Origin of the sequence: Burkholderia sp. BE17 (assembly GCF_009362305.1) — a bacterium.
Taxonomy (GTDB): domain Bacteria; phylum Pseudomonadota; class Gammaproteobacteria; order Burkholderiales; family Burkholderiaceae; genus Burkholderia; species Burkholderia pyrrocinia_C.
This window is the reverse complement of record NZ_WHNU01000076.1, coordinates 1-20,458: the sequence shown is the minus strand read 5'-3', so window position 1 is coordinate 20,458 and position 20,458 is coordinate 1. Positions and strand designations below refer to the sequence as shown.

At 67.4% G+C, this 20,458-nt stretch carries 17 protein-coding genes; 11 read left to right on the top strand and 6 right to left on the bottom strand.

Translation table 11 applies throughout. The features are described from left to right. On the top strand, positions 1-859 hold an 859-nt coding region (hpnD, locus tag GD429_RS38965), incomplete at its 5' end, for a presqualene diphosphate synthase HpnD (RefSeq protein ID WP_152865393.1). 10 nt (positions 860-869) lie between these two features. Here the strand turns inward: hpnD and GD429_RS38960 are convergent. From GD429_RS38960 to GD429_RS38950, 3 genes are all read right to left on the bottom strand, one after another. After that, positions 870-2,090, bottom strand: coding sequence for a DUF1501 domain-containing protein (locus GD429_RS38960; RefSeq protein WP_152865391.1), 1,221 nt, complete (start codon positions 2,088-2,090; stop codon positions 870-872). A gap of 67 nt (positions 2,091-2,157) precedes the next feature. After that, positions 2,158-3,663, bottom strand: a complete 1,506-nt coding sequence (locus GD429_RS38955; RefSeq protein WP_152865389.1) for a DUF1800 domain-containing protein — start codon at positions 3,661-3,663, stop codon at positions 2,158-2,160. Between the two features lie 133 nt (positions 3,664-3,796). Beyond that, positions 3,797-4,075 (bottom strand): hypothetical protein, encoded by a 279-nt coding sequence (locus GD429_RS38950; protein ID WP_152865387.1) that lies wholly within the window; start codon positions 4,073-4,075, stop codon positions 3,797-3,799. A 258-nt stretch (positions 4,076-4,333) separates the two neighbouring features. Here GD429_RS38950 and ompR point away from each other — a divergent pair, with 258 nt between their 5' ends. The 4 genes from ompR to GD429_RS38925 all read left to right on the top strand — a co-directional run bounded on the left by ompR (position 4,334) and on the right by GD429_RS38925 (position 7,811). Further along, positions 4,334-5,068 carry a two-component system response regulator OmpR gene (ompR, locus tag GD429_RS38940; protein ID WP_006478565.1) on the top strand — a complete coding sequence of 245 codons (735 nt, stop codon included), beginning with the start codon at positions 4,334-4,336 and terminating at the stop codon, positions 5,066-5,068. A gap of 39 nt (positions 5,069-5,107) precedes the next feature. Then, positions 5,108-6,469 (top strand): ATP-binding protein, encoded by a 1,362-nt coding sequence (locus GD429_RS38935; RefSeq protein ID WP_152865383.1) that lies wholly within the window; start codon positions 5,108-5,110, stop codon positions 6,467-6,469. 189 nt (positions 6,470-6,658) lie between these two features. Beyond that, a complete protein-coding gene (locus GD429_RS38930) occupies positions 6,659-7,207 on the top strand; it encodes a peroxiredoxin (RefSeq protein WP_152865381.1) in 549 nt (182 codons plus the stop codon). Positions 7,208-7,283: 76 nt separating this feature from the next. Next, positions 7,284-7,811 carry a carboxymuconolactone decarboxylase family protein gene (locus tag GD429_RS38925; RefSeq protein ID WP_152865379.1) on the top strand — a complete coding sequence of 176 codons (528 nt, stop codon included), beginning with the start codon at positions 7,284-7,286 and terminating at the stop codon, positions 7,809-7,811. A gap of 149 nt (positions 7,812-7,960) precedes the next feature. Here the strand turns inward: GD429_RS38925 and ispF are convergent, their stop codons facing one another. Both ispF and ispD read right to left on the bottom strand, forming a co-directional pair. Next, positions 7,961-8,446: a 2-C-methyl-D-erythritol 2,4-cyclodiphosphate synthase gene (ispF, locus tag GD429_RS38920; RefSeq protein ID WP_034181174.1), complete on the bottom strand. Its 486-nt coding sequence runs from the start codon at positions 8,444-8,446 to the stop codon at positions 7,961-7,963. A 22-nt stretch (positions 8,447-8,468) separates the two neighbouring features. Then, the gene (gene ispD / locus GD429_RS38915) at positions 8,469-9,179 is read right to left on the bottom strand and encodes a 2-C-methyl-D-erythritol 4-phosphate cytidylyltransferase (RefSeq protein WP_174421672.1); all 711 of its coding nucleotides are present in this window, start codon (positions 9,177-9,179) and stop codon (positions 8,469-8,471) included. 107 nt (positions 9,180-9,286) lie between these two features. On the opposite strand from ispD, the gene mfd reads away from it, so the two are divergent. The 4 genes from mfd (at position 9,287) to GD429_RS38895 (ending at position 15,768) form a co-directional block, all read left to right on the top strand. After that, positions 9,287-12,757 carry a transcription-repair coupling factor gene (gene mfd / locus GD429_RS38910; protein ID WP_152865377.1) on the top strand — a complete coding sequence of 1,157 codons (3,471 nt, stop codon included), beginning with the start codon at positions 9,287-9,289 and terminating at the stop codon, positions 12,755-12,757. A gap of 94 nt (positions 12,758-12,851) precedes the next feature. After that, positions 12,852-14,072 carry an acetylornithine deacetylase gene (gene argE / locus GD429_RS38905; protein WP_152865375.1) on the top strand — a complete coding sequence of 407 codons (1,221 nt, stop codon included), beginning with the start codon at positions 12,852-12,854 and terminating at the stop codon, positions 14,070-14,072. A 60-nt stretch (positions 14,073-14,132) separates the two neighbouring features. Continuing rightward, positions 14,133-15,152 (top strand): threonine/serine dehydratase, encoded by a 1,020-nt coding sequence (locus tag GD429_RS38900; RefSeq protein WP_152865373.1) that lies wholly within the window; start codon positions 14,133-14,135, stop codon positions 15,150-15,152. 190 nt (positions 15,153-15,342) lie between these two features. Beyond that, a complete protein-coding gene (locus GD429_RS38895) occupies positions 15,343-15,768 on the top strand; it encodes a DUF3574 domain-containing protein (RefSeq protein WP_152865395.1) in 426 nt (141 codons plus the stop codon). Positions 15,769-15,852: 84 nt separating this feature from the next. Here the strand turns inward: GD429_RS38895 and GD429_RS38890 are convergent, their stop codons facing one another. Next, the gene (locus GD429_RS38890; protein WP_152865371.1) at positions 15,853-18,375 is read right to left on the bottom strand and encodes a penicillin-binding protein 1A; all 2,523 of its coding nucleotides are present in this window, start codon (positions 18,373-18,375) and stop codon (positions 15,853-15,855) included. Positions 18,376-18,818: 443 nt separating this feature from the next. Between GD429_RS38890 and GD429_RS38885 the strand changes: the two genes are divergently transcribed. Together GD429_RS38885 and GD429_RS38880 are read left to right on the top strand one after the other, a co-directional pair. Then, positions 18,819-19,499: a PspA/IM30 family protein gene (locus GD429_RS38885; RefSeq protein ID WP_059233905.1), complete on the top strand. Its 681-nt coding sequence runs from the start codon at positions 18,819-18,821 to the stop codon at positions 19,497-19,499. Between the two features lie 80 nt (positions 19,500-19,579). Then, positions 19,580-20,458: tetratricopeptide repeat protein (locus GD429_RS38880; protein ID WP_152865369.1), on the top strand; the 879-nt coding region annotated here is incomplete at its 3' end.

The following is a 20,458-nucleotide window of genomic DNA, read 5'->3' as shown; positions in this document are numbered from 1 at the left end:
AACCCGCCCCCACCCGATTCCGCCCGTGAACTTCGACGACTACTGTCAGCAAAAGGCCGCCCCCGCGGGCTCCAGCGTCTACTACGCGTTGCGTCAGGCGCCACTCGCCACGCAGCCGCGCCTGACGGCATTGTTCGCGCTGCGCCGCGAACTCGAGGAAACCGTCAAGGAAACCAGCGACCCGACCGTCGGCCACACGAAGCTCGCGTGGTGGCACAAGGAACTCGCGGCACTGGCCGACGCTCAGCCGTCGCACCCCGTCACGAAGGCGCTCGCGCAGCATCATCCGGCGATCGCCGCCGAGGCCGACGCGTTGCGTACGCTCGTCAACGGTTACGGGATGGACCTCGAACAGGCGCGCTACCTCGATTTCGCGAATCTGCAGCGCTATATCGCGCAGGTCGGCGGCACCTTCGCGTCGCTGGTCGCGCGTGCCAGCGCCGCGAACCCGGCCGACCCGCAGCCGTGGGCCGCGGACGCCGGCCGCGCGCTGATGCTCGCGCAATTCGTGCAGGAACTCGGCAACGACGCGCGCCACGGCCGCATCTACCTGCCGATCGACGAACTGCAGCGCTACAACGTGACCGCGGCCGATCTGCTGAACCGCCGCTACAGCCCGGCCTTCACCGAGTTGCTGCAATTCCAGACAGCGCGCGCGCGCGAAGCGCTCGCGGCCACCGATGCAGCGATCCCCGCCCCCGAACGCCGCGCGCAGCGCACGCTGCGCGCGCAAATCGCATTGGCCGGCGCGCTGCTCGACGAAGTCGAGCGCGACGGCTACCAGGTGCTGCACCAGCGCATCGCGCTGACGCCGATCCGCAAACTGTGGATCGCGTGGCGCGCCGCACGCCGGCGCTGAACCCGACGCATCACGCCTTCAACAACGGCAGCGTGTCGAAGCGCTGCTGCAGCACGCGCGTCGCGTCGAGCCCCCACCACGGCCCGAGCACGGTCGCGTAGAGCTGGCGGAAATCGACCGCGACCGGCAGGTTGCCGTTGCCGTCGAGCCGCCCGAGCGCCGGCGGCGCACCGTACAGCCCCCCGGCCACGCGGCCGCCCATCACGAAATGCGGCGCGGCCGTGCCGTGATCGGTGCCGTTGCTCTGGTTCTCGCGCACGCGCCGCCCGAATTCCGCATACGTCATCACGAGCGTCTGGTTCCAGCGCCCGAGTTCGAGCAGCGCGCCGCGCATCGCGCTCATCCCTTCCGCGAACTGCTTGAGCAGCGCGGCCTGCTGCCCCGGCTGGTTCTGGTGCGTGTCGAAGCCGTTGAGCGTCAGGCGCAGCACCGCGACGCCATCCTGCGCACCGGGCCCGGACGCTTCGCACGCGGCCAGCACCTGCATCGCGGTCTTGACCGACGTGCCGAACGCGCCGGCCGGAAACGCCGTCCGGAATTCACGCATCCCGCCGCGCGGGCGCAGTCGGTCGGCTGCCTTCACGATATCGTTCTCGACGTCGATGATGTGCGCGAGCGCCGGGTTCTGCTCGCGCAGCGACGACGGTTCGGCAAGCCGGGCCGCACGAATGAACTGCGCGGGATTGACGAGCGCGATCGCGCGCGCGCCGTTCGCGAGCGGCCCCATCTCGGCGCTGCCGAGCACGACGCCGTCCGCCGCGAAACCGGGCGGCACGGGGGCCTGCGCAAACGTGCGCGTGAGCCAGCCTTCGTGCAGGTACTGGTCCGAACGCGATGCCGTATCCCAGATCTCGATCGAGCGGAAATGCGACAGGTTCGACTGCGGATAGCCGACGCCCTGCACGACCGCGACCTGCCCGTCGCGCCACAGCGGCATCAGCGGCGTGAGCGACGGGTGCAGCCCGGTGTGCGCGTCGAGCTGCAGCACCTGCTCGCGCTTGATGCCGATGCCGCGCCGGAACTGGTAGTACAGCGGGTCCGCATACGGCACCACCGTGTTGAGGCCGTCGTTGCCGCCCTTCAGCTCGACGAGGATCAGCACGTTCGCATAGCCGGCCGCCGCTTGCCGGCCAGCTGGCGCCCCCGAGGCCGCCAGCGCGGGCGCTTGCCACATCGACACGCCCGCCGCCGCAGCGGCCCCCGTCAGCGTCAGAAAATCACGTCGGTTCATCGCGCATCCTTTGGTTCGCCGCCCGGCACCTTGGCCGCTCCGGCGCTCCGATTCGTCGTCGTTTGCATCATTTCAGTTGATAGGCCGGATCCATCAGCAGCGCCTCGAGATACGCGCTGCCGGTCGAATCCGTGTCGATCGCCGCGACCGGCGACAGTTGCAGCACCGCATGCTGCAACTGAAGCTCGGTCGACAATCCCGCGATCGCCTGCGGCCGCGCGCGATATTGCGCCAGCCAGCGTTCGAGGTCGAAGCGCAGGCCGCCGCGCGCGGGCTTGGCCGGCGCGCCGCGCATGCCGGCGGCGGACGCCGTGTCGACCACCGGCATCGCGTGCGCACGCGCGTTCGACGGCGGCCCCATTGCATCATGCGCAGGCGGCCGCATGCCGGCCGTCTCCGTCGCGCGGAACAGTTGCTCGACGAACTGCTTGCGCGCGAGCAGCGTGGTGCTGTTGATCCACAGCGCGCCGCCCGGCCAGCCCTTCACGTTCGGCGGATAGAACAGGTTTTGCCCGAGCGTGCGCACGGTGTTCGCGAGCATCTGCGGATCGCCGTACGCGACGTCGAACAGCCGCACCGACCCGACGACGAACTCGGCCGGCGACTTGACGAGCACGCCGCGGTTGCGCGGATCCCAGAACGCGTCGGTCGACCACAGCGCGGCGAGCGCCGTGCGAATGTCGTAGCCGCTCGCGCGAAACCGTTCGGCCAGGCTATCGAGCGCGCCCGCGTCGGGCGTATCGGACACGAACTCGCGCCACAGCTTGCCGACGATGAAGCGTGCGGTGCCGGCCCGCTTCAGCAGGATGTCGACAAAGCCGTCGCCGTCGAACGGCCCCGTCTCGCCGAGAATCGTCTTGTCGCCCGCGTCGTGCCATTCGGGCCGCACCTCGAAGCGCAGCGTATCGGGATCGATCGTCCAGCCCGTCATCGCGCGCGCGGCTTCGGTCACGTCGTACTGCGTGTAATGCCCTTCGCCGAGCGTGAACAGCTCCATCGCCTCGCGCGCGAAATTCTCGTTCGGGCGTCCCTTGCGATTGCTCACGCCGTCGAGATACTGCAGCATCGCCGGATCCTTCGCGACCGCGTGCAGCAGCGTGCCGAAGTTGCCGAGCGCCTCGCGGCGAAACAGCGCATTCTGCGCGGCCATCGTTTGCGGATAAGGCACCTTGTCCTGCCCCGACGTGAAATGCCCGTGCCAGAACAGCGTCATGCGTTCGGTCAGCGGCGACGGCGTCACGACCATCTCGTTGACCCACGCCGCGCGCAACGCCTCATAGCGGCGATCGCGCTCGCGCTGCTCGTCGCGCCGCATGTCGGGGGTCAGCGCCTGGCGCTGCGCGCGCGTCGGCGGCAGCTCGGCGATCCAGTCGGGCCACGCCGTCACGGGTTCGCGGCGAACGTTGCCGAGTGTGTCGGCCACCGCCTGCGCGCGTGTCATGCCGACGATGCGCGCAACCTCGGCGGGCGCGGGAGAGAAACCGGTGCGGCTCAGGAAAAACAGCGCATCGTCGGCGTCGAGCGCCGACTGCATAGCGGGCGACGGCGCCGGTACGGCAGCGTTCGCTTTCATCGTCATGGACTCCCGGAGCGCACCGGCGGTGCGGATGCCGGTACAACGGCAATCGGCAGGCGAAAGTTGACTGAAAAAGTGCTACGAATTTTTTCCGCGCGGTGTGTTCCGCGCAGGGCGATGACGACACGCTTCAGCGCTTGTACAACTCGCGAACGGCGTCTTCGATGTGCTGGCGCAAAATGTGGCGCTCCTCGGGCGTCATGTGCCCGTCGCGGCGGCGCTGTTCGAGATCGGGAGGCACGGCGGAACGGACCGTCATATCGGCGGCACGGTCTGGCTGCGGCGCTTTGCCGCGCGGTAGCTTGCGCGAAGGTGCGCCCTGCTCGGGGCGCTGCGCATACGAGAAGTTCGACGCATACGGACCGGCAAGCGCGATCGTCAGCATCAGTGCAATCCGGGCAGATCGCATGACCGTCCTCGCTTCTTTGGTCGATTTGTTCCCTTCGTCACGCGGCAACCGGCTACCTCTGGTACTTGAAAAACCCTGCGGAATTCGGGTGTGCAAAGATGAAAGATGGAGTGCAGGGGAGTATCTACCGAATTTCGGCTTCGAGTAAAGGAATCTCTACAGCCTGCCTTTACTCGGCGCGACACTACGGGTAAATTTTGTAACCGACTGTAACGCACGAAAATACGCGGCCGTGCGCCAATTCCCATTCGCGATAAGATGCCGATCATGGAAACGAAAAACCCCTCCAAGATTCTCGTCGTCGACGACGACCCGCGCCTGCGCGATCTGCTGCGCCGCTATCTCGGCGAGCAGGGCTTTAACGTATATGTCGCGGAGAACGCGACCGCGATGAACAAGCTCTGGGTACGCGAGCGTTTCGACCTGCTCGTGCTCGACCTGATGCTGCCGGGCGAAGACGGCCTGTCGATCTGCCGCCGCTTGCGCGGCAGCAACGACCGCACGCCGATCATCATGCTCACCGCAAAGGGCGAGGACGTCGATCGCATCGTCGGCCTCGAGATGGGCGCCGACGATTACCTGCCGAAGCCGTTCAACCCGCGCGAGCTCGTCGCGCGCATTCACGCGGTGCTGCGCCGCCAGGCGCCGGCCGAGCTGCCGGGCGCGCCGTCGGAAACCACCGAGGTGTTCGAGTTCGGCGAGTTCTCGCTGAACCTCGCAACCCGCACGCTGACGAAATCCGGCCAGGAAATTCCGCTGACAACCGGCGAATTCTCGGTGCTGAAGGTGTTCGCGCGTCATCCGCGCCAGCCGCTGTCGCGCGAGAAGCTGATGGAGCTCGCGCGCGGCCGTGAATACGAAGTGTTCGACCGCAGCCTCGACGTGCAGATTTCGCGCCTGCGCAAGCTGATCGAACCGGATCCAGGCAGCCCGCGCTTCATCCAGACCGTCTGGGGTCTCGGCTACGTGTTCATTCCGGACGGCGCCGCCTGATTTTTTCCTTTCCGGTTTCGCCCGCCCACGGCCCGTCCCATGCGTATTGACCGGCGCCTCCTGCAGCTCGCGTTCGGCGGGCTGTTCTGGCGCACCTTCCTGCTGATCGCGCTGCTGATCTCGGTCAGTCTCGCCGCGTGGTTCCAGAGCTTTCGCGTGATCGAGCGCGAGCCGCGTGCGCAGCGCGTCGCGCTGCAGCTCGTCGCGGTCGTGAAGCTCACGCGCACCGCCCTGCTCTATTCCGATCCCGATCTGCGGCGCGCGCTGCTGCAGGATCTCGAGAGCAACGAGGGCGTGCGCGTTTACCCGCGCGAGAAAACCGACAAGTTCAAGCTGCAACCCGACGAATCGCTGAACCGCCTGATCGAGCACGACATTCGCAGCCGCCTCGGCGACGATACCGTGATCGCGCAGTCGGTCAACGACATTCCCGGCGTGTGGATCAGCTTCAAGATCGACGACGACGATTACTGGGTCGCGCTCGACCGCGACCAGCTCGACAACGTCACGGGCCTGCAGTGGGCCGGCTGGGGGCTGTTCGCGCTCGCACTGTCGCTGTTCGGCTCCGCGTTCATCACGAGCCTCGTGAACCGGCCGTTCTCGCGGCTGGCGCTCGCCGCGCGCCAGGTCGGCTCGGGCCAGGCGCCCGAGCTGCTGCCCGAGCGCGGGATGGGCGTCGCGGCCGATACCAACCGCAGCTTCAACCAGATGGTGCGCGACCTCGAACAGCTCGAGGCCGACCGCGCACTGATGCTCGCGGGCATCTCGCACGACCTGCGCACGCCGCTCGCGCGGCTTCGCCTCGAAACCGAGATGAGCCCGTCCGACCAGGCAACAAAGGACGCGATGGTCGACGACATCGAGCAGATGGACCGCATCATCGCGGCCTTCATCGACTACGCGCGCCCGTCGCAGCGCAGGCCCGAGCCCGTCGACCTGTCGTCGATCGCGCAGGAAGTCGCCGCGCGCGTATCGGGCGAGGACGGCGTCGAGATCCGCACGCGGCTCGCGCCGAGCGCGGTCATCGAAGCCGACGAGACCGACATGCGCCGCGTGATCGGCAACCTCGTCGAGAACGCGCGCAAGTATGGCCAGAGCAAGCAGGACGGCATCTCGCGCATCACGCTCGAGACGCGCGTATCGCACGCGCGCGTCGAGCTGTCGGTGAGCGACGAAGGTCCCGGCATCCCCGAAGATCAGTTGCCGCTCGTGATGCGGCCGTTCTATCGCGTCGACACCGCGCGCACCAAGGCGGACGGCACGGGCCTCGGGATGGCGATCGTGCTGCGGCTCGTCGGCCGCTATCGCGGCGCGCTGCGCCTGCGCAACCGCAACCCCGAAGCGGGTCTCGAAGTCACGCTCGAATTCCCCGGCGCCGGCAAGGCGCGTGCGACCGCGTGACGCGCTCGCGCACGCTTCCTGCGCTTCACACTATCGATCCGGTTGAAAAAAACTATGAAGATCGTTAGTCAAAATCTATTGAAGCATTTTATTAATAGTGTTATAGTTCGCCCCATGCTGTCACACCATCGTTGCAGCACCGAGGTAGCTTGACTCAGTCCTCTTCCCAACTCATACAGGAGTATCCGCATGAAAACCGTGGGCGATAAACTCGAAGCTTTCACCGTCGTAGCCGCGAAGCCGGGCTTCAACAATCACGAGGAAAACGGCCAGTCGGCGTTCGAGAACGTCACCGAAGCGTCGTTCCCGGGCAAGTGGAAGATCATCTACTTCTATCCGAAGGATTTCACGTTCGTGTGCCCGACGGAAATCGTCGAGTTCGCGAAGCTCACGAAGCAGTTCGAAGAGCGCGACGCGATCCTGCTCGGCGGCAGCTCGGACAACGAATTCGTCAAGCTCGCATGGCGCCGTGAGCACAAGGACCTGGACAAGCTGAACCACTACTCGTTCGGCGACGTCAAGGGCGAGTTGATCGACCAGCTCGGCGTGCGCGACAAGGAAGCCGGCGTGGCCCTGCGTGCAACGTTCATCGTCGATCCGGACAACACGATCCAGCACGTTTCGGTGAACAACCTGAACGTCGGCCGCAGCCCGGCAGAAGTCCTGCGCATTCTGGACGGCCTGCAAACGGACGAACTGTGCCCGTGCAACCGTGCAGTCGGCGGCGCAACGCTGTAAGCGCATCGATGCACGAAGCCCGCGGCGCACGTCCTGCCTGCGGGCTTTTTTAACGGCCAACCCATAGGAGATATCAATGGAATTCATCGACTCGATTAAGGCGCGCATTCCCGACTACGCGAAGGACATTCGCCTGAACCTCGACGGCACGATCTCGCGCTCGTCGCTCGAAGGCACCGACGCGGTCGGCGTCGCGCTGGCGGCGGCGATCGCGGCGAAGAGCACGGTGCTCGTGAAGACGATCCGCGAAGCCGGCGTGCTGTCTCCCGAAGAGACGAACGCCGTGCTGACGGCAGCCGCGCTGATGGGGATGAACAACACCTGGTATCCGTATGTCGAGATGGCCGACGACTCCGACCTGAAGACGCAGCGCGCCGAGCTGCGGATGGGTGCGTATGCGACGCACGGCGGCGTCGACAAGCGCAAGTTCGAGATGTACGCGCTCGCCGCGTCGATCGTCGGCAAGTGCCACTTCTGCGTGAAGTCGCACTATGCGCTGCTGAAGAACGAGCAAGGGATGACCGTCACGCAGCTGCGCGACGTCGGCCGCATCGCGTCGGTGATCAACGCCGCCGCGCAGGTGATCGCCGCCGAAGGCGAGTAAACGGCTACATGAGCGGTTTCGCCGCGCGACCAGCAGCCGTGCCGGAGCGGCGGCCACCCCAAACGAAAATGCCACGCATCAGCGTGGCATTTTTCATTTCCGCAGCACCACCGCGCGCGGAACGAGCCGCGCACCGCCACAACCGGCCATCAGCCGCCCTGCCTGACCAGCAGCGCGGCGGCCTGCGCCTCGATGCCCTCGCCGCGGCCGAGGTAACCGAGCTTCTCGTTGGTCTTCGCCTTTACGTTCACGCGGTCGAGCGGCAGCCCGAGATCGGCCGCGATGTTCGCGCGCATCCCGTCGATATGCGGCGCGAGCTTCGGCGCCTGCGCGATCACGGTGCTGTCGACGTTCTGGATCGTGAAACCGGCCGCCTGCACGCGGGCGACGCATTCGCGCAGCAGCACGCGGCTGTCCGCGCCCTTGAACGCCGCGTCGGTGTCGGAGAAATGGCGGCCGATGTCGCCGAGCGCCGCCGCGCCGAACAGCGCGTCGGTAATCGCATGCAGCAGCACATCCGCGTCCGAGTGGCCGAGCAGGCCGCGCTCGTACGGAATCGTCACGCCGCCGATGATGAGGGGGCGCCCCGGGACGAGCTGGTGCACGTCGTAGCCTTGTCCGATTCTGAAATCCATGCGTGTTCCGATTGAGTAAGTGTCAGGTGGATTGCGGGGCGCGCGCGAGGATCGCTTCCGCGAGCGCGAAATCTTCCGGATACGTGACCTTGAAGTTGCGCAGGCTGCCCTGCACGACGCGCGGCGTGTGGCCCGCCCATTCGATCGCGCTCGCTTCGTCGGTCAGGTCGTGTCCTTCGCGCTGCGCGCGCAGGATCGCGTCGCGCAGCATGCCGATGCGGAACATCTGCGGCGTCTGCGCCTGCCACAGCGCGTCGCGCGACTCGGTGCGCGCGATCGCGTCGCCGCCGGCCGGCACGCGCTTGAGCGTATCGGCCACCGGCAGTGCGACGATGCCGCCGACCGGGTCGTCCTTCAGCGTCGCGACGAGCGTGCGGATCAGCTCCGGCGTGATGCCCGGGCGCGCGGCATCGTGCACCAGCACCCAGTCGTGGTCGGTCGCGCCGAATTCGGCCAGCCCGAGCAGCCCGTTCAGCACCGACGCCTGCCGCGAGCCGCCGCCGCAGCGGCGCACCGCGAAGCGCAGGCCCGCGAAGCGACGCGCGTCGAAATGGGAATCGTCGGGCGCGAGGACGACGAGCGTCTGCGCGAATTCGCTGCACGCGTCGAACGCGGCGAGCGTGTAATGCAGGAGCGCGCGGCCGGCCAGCGTGCGATATTGCTTCGGCACGGCCGAGCCGGAACGGCTGCCCGTGCCGGCACAGGGAATCAGGGCGAAAAGTCGGGGAGTCACGAAAGGAAACGCCGGAAAGGTGAAATCGAGAAGCGGATTTTATAATAGGTCTTTCGTCTCGACCGGCGCACCGCGATGCGCCCGTGCACGCCACCCCTGCCGTCCCTATGCCAGATAACGCTTCCACCCCGTCCGCCTCGCCCGTTGCCCGCGTCAAAAGCGGCCAGCGTTTCGCCTTCGACGGCGCGCACGGTTCCGCCGACGCGCTCGCCATCGCCCGTTATCTCGCCGACAACCGCAGGGACGTGCCGCTCCTCGCGGTGATCTGCGCGAACGCGGTCGACGCGCAACGACTTTCGCAGGAAATCCGCTACTTCTCGCCCGATGCGCGCGTGCGCCTGCTGCCGGACTGGGAAACGCTGCCGTACGACACGTTCTCGCCGCACCAGGACCTCGTGTCCGAACGGCTCGCGACGCTGCACGACCTCGGCGAAGGCCGCTGCGACATCCTGCTCGTCCCCGCCACCACCGCGTTGTACCGGATGCCGCCCGCATCGTTCATGGCCGCGTACACGTTCGCGTTCGCACAGGGCGAACGGCTCGACGAGGCGAAGCTGAAGGCGCAGCTCACGCTGGCCGGCTACGAGCACGTGAGCCAGGTCGTGCGACCCGGCGAATACTGCGTGCGCGGCTCGCTGATCGACCTGTACCCGATGGGCTCGCCGCTGCCGTACCGGATCGACCTGTTCGACGACCAGGTCGACTCGATCCGCGCGTTCGACCCCGACACGCAGCGCAGCCTCTACCCGGTGCGCGACGTGCGCCTCTTGCCCGGCCGCGAGTTCCCGTTCGACGAAGCCGCGCGCACGGCCTTCCGCAGCCGCTGGCGCGAGACCTTCGAAGGCGACCCGAGCCGCGCGCCGATCTACAAGGACATCGGCAACGGCGTGCCGTCGGCCGGCATCGAGTATTACCTGCCGCTGTTCTTCGACGAAACGGCCACGCTGTTCCACTACCTGCCGCAGGACGCGCACCTCGTGTTCACCGGCGATCTCGAAGCATCGATCCGCCGCTTCACGGCCGATACGAAGCAGCGCCACGCATTCCTGTCGCACGATCGCGAGCGGCCGATCCTGGAGCCGCAGCGCCTGTTCCTGTCCGACGAGGATTTCTTCGCGTTCGCGAAGCCGTTCGCACGCGTCGTGCTGCCCGCTCAACCGGCCGGCGGCTGGGCGACCGCGCTGCCCGAGCTCACCGTCGACCGGCATTCCGACGATCCGCTCGCGTCGCTGCGTACGTTCGTCGAATCGTCGGGCAAGCGCGTGCTGCTGACCGTCGAATCGGCCGGCCGCCGCGAGACGATCCTGCAGTTGCTCGCCGAGCACCATCTGCGACCGGTGTCGAACGACCATTTCGCCGGCTGGCTCGCGAGCGACGAACGCTTCGCGCTCGGCGTCGCGCCGCTGTCGAGCGGCTTCGCCGTGCCGGGCGAAGGCTATGCGATCGTCACCGAGACCGAGCTGTACGGCGCGCTCGGCCGCCGCGCGGGCCGCCGCCGGCAGGAACAGGCCAGCAACGTCGACGCGATGGTGCGCGACCTGTCGGAGCTGAAGGTCGGCGACCCGGTCGTCCACGCGCAGCACGGCATCGGCCGCTACATGGGCCTCGTGTCGATGGATCTCGGCGAAGGCGAGACCGAATTCCTGCATCTCGAATACTCGGGCGACAGCAAGCTCTACGTGCCCGTCGCGCAATTGCACGTGATCTCGCGCTACAGCGGCGCCGATCCCGACAGCGCGCCGCTGCACGCGCTCGGCTCCGGCCAGTGGGAGCGCGCGAAGCGCAAGGCCGCGCAGCAGATCCGCGACACGGCCGCCGAGTTGCTGAACCTGTACGCGCGCCGCGCGGCCCGCGAGGGCCACGCGTTCGCGCTCGACCCGCGCGACTACGTGAAATTCGCGGAAAGCTTCGGCTTCGAGGAGACGCCCGACCAGGCCGCCGCGATCGCGGCCGTGATCGGCGACATGACGAGCGGCAAGCCGATGGACCGCCTCGTGTGCGGCGACGTCGGCTTCGGCAAGACCGAGGTCGCGCTGCGTGCCGCGTTCATCGCGGTGATGGGCGGCAAGCAGGTCGCGCTGCTGTCGCCGACCACGCTGCTCGCCGAGCAGCATACGCAGACCTTCGTCGACCGCTTCGCGGACTGGCCGGTGCGGATCGTCGAGCTGTCGCGCTTCAAGACCACGAAGGAAGTGAATACGGCGATCGCGCAGATCAACGAAGGCAGCGTCGACATCGTGATCGGCACGCACAAGCTGCTGTCGTCGGACGTGCAGTTCAAGCGCCTCGGCCTCGTGATCATCGACGAGGAACACCGCTTCGGCGTGCGCCAGAAGGAAGCGCTGAAGGCGCTGCGCGCGGAAGTCGACGTGCTGACGCTCACCGCGACGCCGATCCCGCGCACGCTCGGGATGGCGCTCGAAGGGTTGCGCGATTTCTCGGTGATCGCGACCGCGCCGCAGAAGCGGCTCGCGATCAAGACCTTCGTGCGCCGCGAGGAGGAAAGCGTGATCCGCGAGGCGATGCTGCGCGAGCTGAAGCGCGGCGGCCAGGTGTATTTCCTGCACAACGAGGTCGAGACGATCGAGAACCGCAAGGCGATGCTCGAGGAGCTCGTGCCCGAGGCGCGCATCGTGATCGCGCACGGCCAGATGCACGAGCGCGAACTCGAGCGCGTGATGCGCGATTTCGTCGCGCAGCGCGCGAACGTGCTGCTGTGCACGACCATCATCGAGACCGGCATCGACGTGCCGAGCGCGAACACGATCATCATGCACCGCTCGGACAAGTTCGGCCTCGCGCAACTCCACCAGTTGCGCGGCCGCGTCGGCCGCTCGCATCACCAGGCCTATGCGTACCTGCTGGTCCACGATCCGCAGGCGCTGACCAAGCAGGCGCAGCGCCGGCTCGAGGCCATCCAGCAGATGGAGGAACTCGGCTCGGGCTTCTATCTCGCGATGCACGACCTCGAGATCCGCGGCACCGGCGAAGTGCTCGGCGACAAGCAGTCGGGCGAGATCCACGAGATCGGCTTCCAGCTTTATACGGACATGCTGAACGACGCGGTGAAGGCGCTGAAGAACGGCAAGGAGCCCGACCTCACCGCGCCGCTCGCCGCGACGACGGAAATCAACCTGCATGCGCCCGCGATCCTGCCGGCCGACTACTGCGGGGACGTGCAGGAACGGCTGTCGCTGTACAAGCGCCTCGCGAACTGCGAGCACGGCGACTCGATCGACGGCATCCAGGAGGAACTGATCGACCGCTTCGGCAAGCTGCCGCCGCAGGCGCACGCACTCGTCGAGACGCACCGGCTGCGCATCGCCGCGAAGCCGCTCGGCATCGTGAAGATCGACGCGAGCGAGGTCGCGATCGGGCTGCAGTTCGAGCCGAATCCGCCGATCGATCCGATGCGGATCATCGAGATGGTGCAGAAGCACCGGCACATCAAGCTCGCGGGCCAGGACAAGCTGCGCATCGAGACGCGCTCGCCCGATCTCGCGATCCGCGTGTCGACGATCAAGGAAACGTTGCGCGCGCTCGCGCCGAAGCAGGGAGCGGCCGCCGCGGCGCGCTGAAGGCCGCGGCGATGCTGCACCGCACCGCGCCCGGCGAAGGCGGGCCGACGCGTTTTTGAGTATGATTTTCACATTCATCAGACGGAGTTTTGCCATGTCCACTCTCGACGCGACGGCGCCGTCCGCCGCAACCCAAGGCGACGAATCGCTCGTCAGCCTGCCGTGGGTCAAGCAACTGGTGTCGATGGACACGACGAGCCGCGTGCCGAATCTCGGCCTGATCGAAACGGTGCGCGACGCGCTCGCCGCGAAAGGCATCGTTTCGACGATCACGCACGATCCGCGCGAAGGCTGGGCAAACCTGTTCGCGACGGTGCCCGCGCACGACGGCTCGACGAACGGCGGCATCGTGCTGTCCGGGCATACCGACGTCGTGCCGGTCGACGGCCAGCAATGGGACAGCAACCCGTTTGCGCCGGAAATCCGCGGCGGCCGCCTGTACGGCCGCGGCACCTGCGACATGAAGGGCTTCATCGGCACGGCGCTCGCGCTGTTGCCCGAGATGCAGGCGACGAAGCTCGCGAAGCCGATCCATTTCGCGCTGTCCTACGACGAGGAAATCGGCTGCGCGGGCGCGCCGCTGATGATCGCCGACCTCGTCAAGCGCGGCGTGCAACCGTCCGGCTGCATCGTCGGCGAGCCAACCAGCATGCGGCCGATCATCGCGCACAAGGGCATCAACGCGTACCGCTGCTGCGTGCGCGGCCACGCGGCGCATTCGTCGCTGACGCCGAAGGGGCTCAACGCGATCGAGTACGCGGCGCGCCTCATCTGCCACATCCGCGACATCGCCGAGCGCTTTCGCGCCGAAGGCCCGTTCGACGAGCTGTACGACGTGCCGTTCACGACCGCGCAGACGAGCACGATCCAGGGCGGCAACGCGATCAACACGGTGCCGGCCGAATGCCGGTTCGACTTCGAGTTCCGCAACCTGCCGACGCTCGATCCCGAGCAGATCTTCACGCGCATCGAAGCGTATGCGCAGGAAACGCTGCTGCCGCAGATGCTTCGCGAGCATCCGAATGCCGCGATCGAGTTTTCGAAGATCGCCGCGGCGCCCGGCCTCGACGCGACCGAACAGGCCGCGATCACGCAGCTCGTGCGCGCATTGACCGCCGACCAGGACAAGCGCAAGGTCGCGTACGGCACCGAGGCCGGCCTGTTCGAACGCGCGGGCATCCCGAGCGTCGTGTGCGGGCCCGGCAACATCGAGCAGGCGCACAAGCCGAACGAATATGTCGAGCTCGCGCAGCTCGCCGGCTGCGAGCAGTTCCTGCGCAAGTTCATCCGCAGCATGTCGGTCGACGCGCACTGACTGCCTCCCGCCACGCCGGCCCGCGTGTGCGGGCCGGCCCACTCCGCCACCCGCCACGTCATGTCGACTGAACAACAGGGCACTCCCCATACGACGATCGACGGCGAGCCGATTCCGACGCTCGACGAAATCGCCGCGCAGCATTTCGCGTTGTCGCCGTGGGTCGCGCGCACGCCCGTGTTCGAACGCGCCGACCTGCCGTCCCTCGAGGGCACGCACGTCAACTTCAAGTTCGAACTGCTGCAGGTGAGCGGCAGCTTCAAGGCGCGCGGCGCATTCACGCACCTGCTCGCGCTCGACGAGGCACGCAAGGATGCCGGCGTCACCTGCGTGTCGGCCGGCAATCATGCGGCGGCCGTCGCATATGCGGCGATGCGGCTCGGCAGCAGCGCGAAGGTCGTGATGTTCCATACCGCGAGCCCGACGCGCATCGCGCAATGCAAGCAGTACCGCGCGGAAGTCGTGCTCGCGGGCAGCGCATCGCAGGCGTTCGATCTCGTGCGGCGGATCGAGGCCGAGGAAGGCCGCTTCTTCATCCATCCGTTCAACGGCTATCACACGATCCTCGGCACCGCGACGCTCGGCTACGAATGGGCCACGCAGACACCCGACCTCGATGCGGTGATCGTGCCGATCGGCGGCGGCGGGCTCGCGGCCGGCATGGCGACCGCGCTAAGGCTCGCGAATCCGCGCGTGCACGTGTACGGTGTCGAGCCGGAAGGCGCCGACGCGATGAGCCGCAGCTTCGCGGCGAATCACACGATCAAGATGAGCGCGATGCAGACGATCGCCGATTCGCTGATGGCGCCGCATACCGAGGAATACAGCTACCAGCTGTGCCGGCGCCACGTCGACCGCATCGTCACCGTGTCCGACGACGCGCTGCGCACCGCGATGCTGTTCCTGTTCTCGCACCTGAAGCTGTCGGTCGAACCGGCTTGCGCGGCCGCACTCGCCGCGCTGCTCGGCCCGCTGCGCGAAACGCTGCAGGGCAAGCGCGTCGGCGTGCTGCTGTCGGGCACGAACACCGACCCCGGCACGCTCGGCATGCATCTCGCGCACGCGAAACTGCAGCACTGACCACACGCCGGGCGCCGACGAACCGACCTAGGGTTATCCCCAGATTATGTTGACAGCCCTGTTGATAACCCGCCGAACAAGCACGCAAGTAGTTGAGCGCGCAGCGTTTTGCGCGCGCGGAGGTCGATCGACGCGAAATGGGCAGATGTGGCTGTCGCTGGCGCGCGCGGCGACGTGGCGGCAACGCGCGATGCGTGCGACCGGCGCCGCGGCGATCGCCTTGCTCGCAGGTTGCGCGGCCCTGCCCCCGCCGACCGTCGGCGCGCAACCGATGTGCGCGCAACCGGGCGAACACCCCGCGCTGCAAGCCGACCTGCTGTTCGGACGCGACATCGCGGGACGCGGCCCCGTGACCGACGCCGAACGCGCGACGTTCCTCGCCGACACGGTCACGCCGCGTTTCCCCGACGGCCTCACGTACTGGGACACGCACGGCCAGTGGCGCGATCGCGCGACCGGCAACATCACACGCGAAGACAGCTTCGTGATCCGTATCATCGCCGACGATACGCCCGACACGCGCGCGCGGCTCGCCGCGATCCGGCACGCGTACGCGGAGCGGTTCCATCAGGAGTCGGTCGGCGTCACGTTCGTGCCGGCCTGCGCGTCGTTCTGATTTCGCGTCTCCCGCTACCGGCAGCGCACAAAAAAAACGGGCGCCCGAAGGCGCCCGTCGCATGCCGGAACAGCGGCGTACTGCTTACTTGCTCTCGAACATGTCCATGATCTGCTGCTTCTCCTGCGCCGTGACGGGCGGCGGCGTGAGCCCTGCCGCGCCGGCCGAGCCGAGTGCGTCGTTCGCGCTGATCGCGTTCTCGGCTGGGTTGATGTCGACGTTCCCGACGAAGCCGTTGCCCGGCGTGCGATCGGCGTAGAACAGCTCGCCGTCGATCGAGGTCAGGCCGTCCGGCATCGGCATCTGCTGCTCCGGCACGCCGTTCAGCGCGGTGCGCATGTAGTTCACCCAGATCGGCAATGCGAGCTGCGCGCCGAATTCGCGGCTGCCGAGGCTCTTCGGCTGGTCGAAGCCCATCCACGCGACCGCGACGAGCGACTGCTGGTAGCCGGCGAACCAGCCGTCCTTCGCGTCGTTCGTCGTACCCGTCTTGCCCTGCAGGTCGCTACGGCCCAGCGCGTTGGTGCCCGCGCCCGTGCCGCCCGTCGCAACCGAATGCAGCAGGCTGTTCATCACGAACGCGTTGCGGCCTTCGATCGTGCGCGGCGCGGTGCTGCCCGCGATCACCGGCTGCGACTTCTGCAGCGCCTGGCCGCGCGCATCGTCGACTTCGGCGATCAGGTACGGATCGACCTTGTAGCCGCCGTTCGCGAACACCGCGTAGCCGGTCGCGAGCTGCAGCGGCGTCACGAGGCCCGCGCCGAGCGCCATCGGCAGGTACGGCGGCGTCTTCGCGGGATCGAAGCCGAAGCGCTGCGTCACGTACTGCTGCGCATACTGCGTGCCGATCGATGCGAGGATCCGGATCGACACGAGGTTCTTCGAACGCTGCAGGCCCGTGCGCATCGTCATCGGGCCGTCCGGCTGGTCGTCGTCCTTCGGCTCCCACGCGGTGCCGCCCGGCACGCTCGGCGGGAAATACAGCGGCGCGTCGTTGATCATCGTCGCCGGCCCCATGCCCTTGTCGAGCGACGCCGAATAGATGAACGGCTTGAACGACGAGCCCGGCTGCCGCCATGCCTGCGTCACGTGGTTGAACTTGCTCTTGTTGAAGTCGAAGCCGCCGACGAGCGAGCGGATCGCGCCGTCCTGCGGCGCGATCGCCACGAGCGCGCCTTCGACCTGCGGCAACTGCACGACCTGCCAGCCCGTCTTGCCCTCCTTCAGCACGCGCACGACCGAGCCCGGCTTGATGCGCAGCGCGTTGTTCGCGCGGGGGCCGAGCGCGGCCGACACGAAGCGCAGCCCGGCCGGGCCGATCGTCGTCGTCGCGCCGCCGACGAACTGCACCTCGACCGCGTTCGGCGAGGCCGACAGCACGACCGCCGACTGCAGGTCGCCGTTGTCCGGGTGATCGGCGAGCGCATCGTCGATCGCCTCGTCGCGGTCGTCGCCGGCCGCGGGCAAGTTGATCGACGCTTCCGGCCCGCGATAGCCGTGGCGACGCTCGTAGTCGAGAATACCGCGACGCACGGCCTGGTACGCGGCTTCCTGGTCGGCCGAATTGATCGTCGTCGTGACGGTCAGCCCGCGCGTGTAGGTTTCGTCCTTGTACTGCTGGTACATCATCTGCCGCACCATCTCGGCGACGTACTCGCCGTGCACCGCGTACTGGTTGCCCGGCGTGCGCACGTGGATCTCTTCCTTCACCGCCGCGTCGTACTGCGGCTGCGTGATGTAGCCGACCTCGAGCATGCGCTTCAGGATGTACTCCTGGCGCACCTTCGCACGCTTCGGATTGACGACCGGGTTATACGCGGACGGCGCCTTCGGCAGCCCCGCGAGCATCGCCGCTTCCGCGAGCGTGATGTCCTTCAGATCCTTGCCGAAATACACGCGCGCGGCGGCCGCGAAGCCGTACGAGCGCTGGCCGAGATAGATCTGGTTCATGTACAGCTCGAGGATCTGGTCCTTCGTCAGGGCCTTCTCGATCTTGTACGCGAGCAGCATCTCGTAGATCTTGCGCGTATACGTCTTCTCGCTCGACAGGAAGAAGTTGCGCGCGACCTGCATCGTGATCGTGCTCGCGCCCTGGCGCGCGCCGCCGTGCATCAGGTCGGCGACACCCGCCCGCAGGATGCCGACGAAGTCGACGCCGCCGTGCTCGTAGAAGCGGTAGTCCTCGATCGCGAGCACGGCCTTCTTCATCACGTCCGGAATGTCCTGGAAGCGCACGAGGCTGCGGCGCTCCTCGCCGAACTCGCCGATCAGCACGTGATCGGCGGTGAACACGCGCAGCGGCACCTTCGGCTGGTAGTTGGTCAGCGCATCGAGCGACGGCAGCTGCGGCGCCATCACGACCAGCGCGTAGCCGACGATCAACGCACCGACGATCGCCAGCGTGACGAACAGGCCGGCGAACCACAACGCGACGCGCGAACCGAACGAGCGACGGCCCCCGCCGCCGCTGCGCTGTGCGCGGCGGCCGTCGTCGTGATGGTCGCGATCGTCGTCATCGGGGTAATAGGCTCCGGACGGCGAACGGCGCAGCGTGTAGTGGGGTTCGTTCCTGTCGGAAGGAGAAGGCGGTCGTTTGATAATTGGCATGTCGGAATGGCGGGCGTACGTGGCGCCCTCGGACGCATGCGGAAATGCAAGCGGATGGATCAGATAGAGTGCATCGAAATGCGACTGTCACGTCGACAGACCCCGCCGCGCGGCGATCCGTTCCCGCGACGTGACAGCGCATTTTAATGAAATCGACCGGGTGCCTTCGCGATTTTTTGTAAAAATTCCCGCAACGCCGTGATTTGCGGAACGTATTGTCGGCATCCGCGGCCTATCATGGACACGCAATGCGGGGCGCGCGGCCGATTTTCTTTCAATCGCGAAAGGTTTGTCATTCCGATACGCAAGCCGCTTGAACTCGCGCGTTTAAGCCGTATTTAAGTGAACCGGTGGTGTAATATCCGCCGGCTCACGCGTGGCGCAACCGGCCCGCGGCGGGCACTGCCGCGGTCACGCGGCGCCTTTCAACCACGGAGGATTTCATGTCGCTTTTCGACTCTGTTTCGCGCACGATCAAAGGCCTGCTGAACGATGCGGCCGATTCGGTACAGGATCCGTCGCGCGACGCACGGCAGATCGTGCGGGAGCTCGACGACAGCATCGGCCGTGCCGAGAATTCGCTGATCGAGATCGAGGCACAGGTCGCGACCCAGCGCAGCAAGCGCGATGCGGCCGACGACAAGGTGAAGAAGTACGAAGACGGCGCGAAGCGCGCGCTGCAGTCCGGCGACGAAGCGCTCGCACGCGAGGCACTGGCCGCGCAGTCGAACGCGGAAGCCGAGCGCGACGCGCTCGCGGCCGAGCTGACGACGCTCGAACCGTCGGTCGACAAGCTGAAGGGGCAGATCGCCGACATGCGCCAGCGCCGCAACGACCTGAACGCGCGCTCGAACATCCTGCAGGCCAAGCAGGAAATCGCGCAGGCGAAGGATGTCGCCGCCAGCGCGCTGGGCGGCATCGGCGGCAAGAACCTGTCCGAGGATTTCCAGAAGCTCGAGGACAAGGTCGCGCTGCAGAACGCCCGCTCGGACGCACGTCTCAATTCGGCCGACACGTCGAGCGGCAAGGCGCTCGACGACAAGCTCGCCGCGCTGAACAAGGGCCCGTCGGTCGAGGATCGCCTCGCCGCGCTGAAGAAGCAGCTCGACACGCCCGCGCAGTAACGGCAACCGCGCCGCGCCCCGGCCCGGGCGCGCGGCGCGAACCGATCGTCAGGAGACGGGCGCCTGCGCCCGGTTCGACCATGAAGAAATCTCTCGCCGCACTCGGCCTCTCGCTGATGTTGCTGTCGTCCGCCGCGTTTGCGGTACCGTCGCTGCAGCAGGTCGAGCAGTCGATCGCGCAGCGCAACTGGCAACAAGCCGACACGCAGCTGTCGCAAGTCATCGACGCCCATCCGAACAACGCGCACGCGCGCTACCTGTATGCACAGGTGCTGGACCGCGAAGGCCGCGCGTCCGACGCGCTCGCGCAGCTGCAGCGTGCGAAGTCGCTCGACCCGCAACTGCGCTTCACCGACGCTTCGCGCTTCGCGCAGACGGAGTCGCGCATTCGCGCCGACGCCGCGCGCGTGAGCGGCAACGCGCCGTCGGCCACACAGGCCGGCACGCAGCAGCCGTCGCTCGCGCCCGCCGTCGCGCCGGCTGAAAAACACGGCCCGTCGACCGGCATGTGGATCGGCCTCGGGCTGATCGTCGCGGTGATCGCGCTGGTGTTGCGCTGGACGCTGCGGCGCGCGCGCACGGCCGACAACAGCCGCGCCGACGACGAACGCCGCACGCAGCTCAAGCGTGCGACCGACGTGCTGAACGACATCCGTCCGCTGAAACTCGACGCGAAGCTGTCGACGGCGCCCGGCGCAGCGGCGCTGATGGGCGAACTCGAGGCGATCGAGACCGACGCGCGCACGCTCGTCGAAGCACTGGCGAACGGCAAGAATCCGGTGCCGCCGTATCAGGTCGACGAACTCGAGCAGCGTCACGCGAGCGTGAAGGCACGCGTCGAAGGCCGCCCCGATCCGGCCGCGCAACCCGCGGCACCGGCGAACGGCAGCGGCTCCGTGTACGCGCAGGAAGCCGATCGCATGACGGGCGCGCAAGGCCAGCCATATCCGCAGCAGCCC

What these genes read in the sequence shown, in the direction of transcription:
- GD429_RS38960 (WP_152865391.1), bottom strand. Translation starts at nt 2,090, where the DNA reads ATGAACCGACGTGATTTTCTGACGCTGACGGGGGCCGCTGCGGCGGCG.
- GD429_RS38955 (WP_152865389.1), bottom strand. Translation starts at nt 3,663, where the DNA reads ATGAAAGCGAACGCTGCCGTACCGGCGCCGTCGCCCGCTATGCAGTCG.
- GD429_RS38950 (WP_152865387.1), bottom strand. Translation starts at nt 4,075, where the DNA reads ATGCGATCTGCCCGGATTGCACTGATGCTGACGATCGCGCTTGCCGGT.
- ompR (WP_006478565.1), top strand. Translation starts at nt 4,334, where the DNA reads ATGCCGATCATGGAAACGAAAAACCCCTCCAAGATTCTCGTCGTCGAC.
- GD429_RS38935 (WP_152865383.1), top strand. Translation starts at nt 5,108, where the DNA reads ATGCGTATTGACCGGCGCCTCCTGCAGCTCGCGTTCGGCGGGCTGTTC.
- GD429_RS38930 (WP_152865381.1), top strand. Translation starts at nt 6,659, where the DNA reads ATGAAAACCGTGGGCGATAAACTCGAAGCTTTCACCGTCGTAGCCGCG.
- GD429_RS38925 (WP_152865379.1), top strand. Translation starts at nt 7,284, where the DNA reads ATGGAATTCATCGACTCGATTAAGGCGCGCATTCCCGACTACGCGAAG.
- ispF (WP_034181174.1), bottom strand. Translation starts at nt 8,446, where the DNA reads ATGGATTTCAGAATCGGACAAGGCTACGACGTGCACCAGCTCGTCCCG.
- mfd (WP_152865377.1), top strand. Translation starts at nt 9,287, where the DNA reads ATGCCAGATAACGCTTCCACCCCGTCCGCCTCGCCCGTTGCCCGCGTC.
- argE (WP_152865375.1), top strand. Translation starts at nt 12,852, where the DNA reads ATGTCCACTCTCGACGCGACGGCGCCGTCCGCCGCAACCCAAGGCGAC.
- GD429_RS38900 (WP_152865373.1), top strand. Translation starts at nt 14,133, where the DNA reads ATGTCGACTGAACAACAGGGCACTCCCCATACGACGATCGACGGCGAG.
- GD429_RS38895 (WP_152865395.1), top strand. Translation starts at nt 15,343, where the DNA reads ATGCGTGCGACCGGCGCCGCGGCGATCGCCTTGCTCGCAGGTTGCGCG.
- GD429_RS38890 (WP_152865371.1), bottom strand. Translation starts at nt 18,375, where the DNA reads ATGCCAATTATCAAACGACCGCCTTCTCCTTCCGACAGGAACGAACCC.
- GD429_RS38885 (WP_059233905.1), top strand. Translation starts at nt 18,819, where the DNA reads ATGTCGCTTTTCGACTCTGTTTCGCGCACGATCAAAGGCCTGCTGAAC.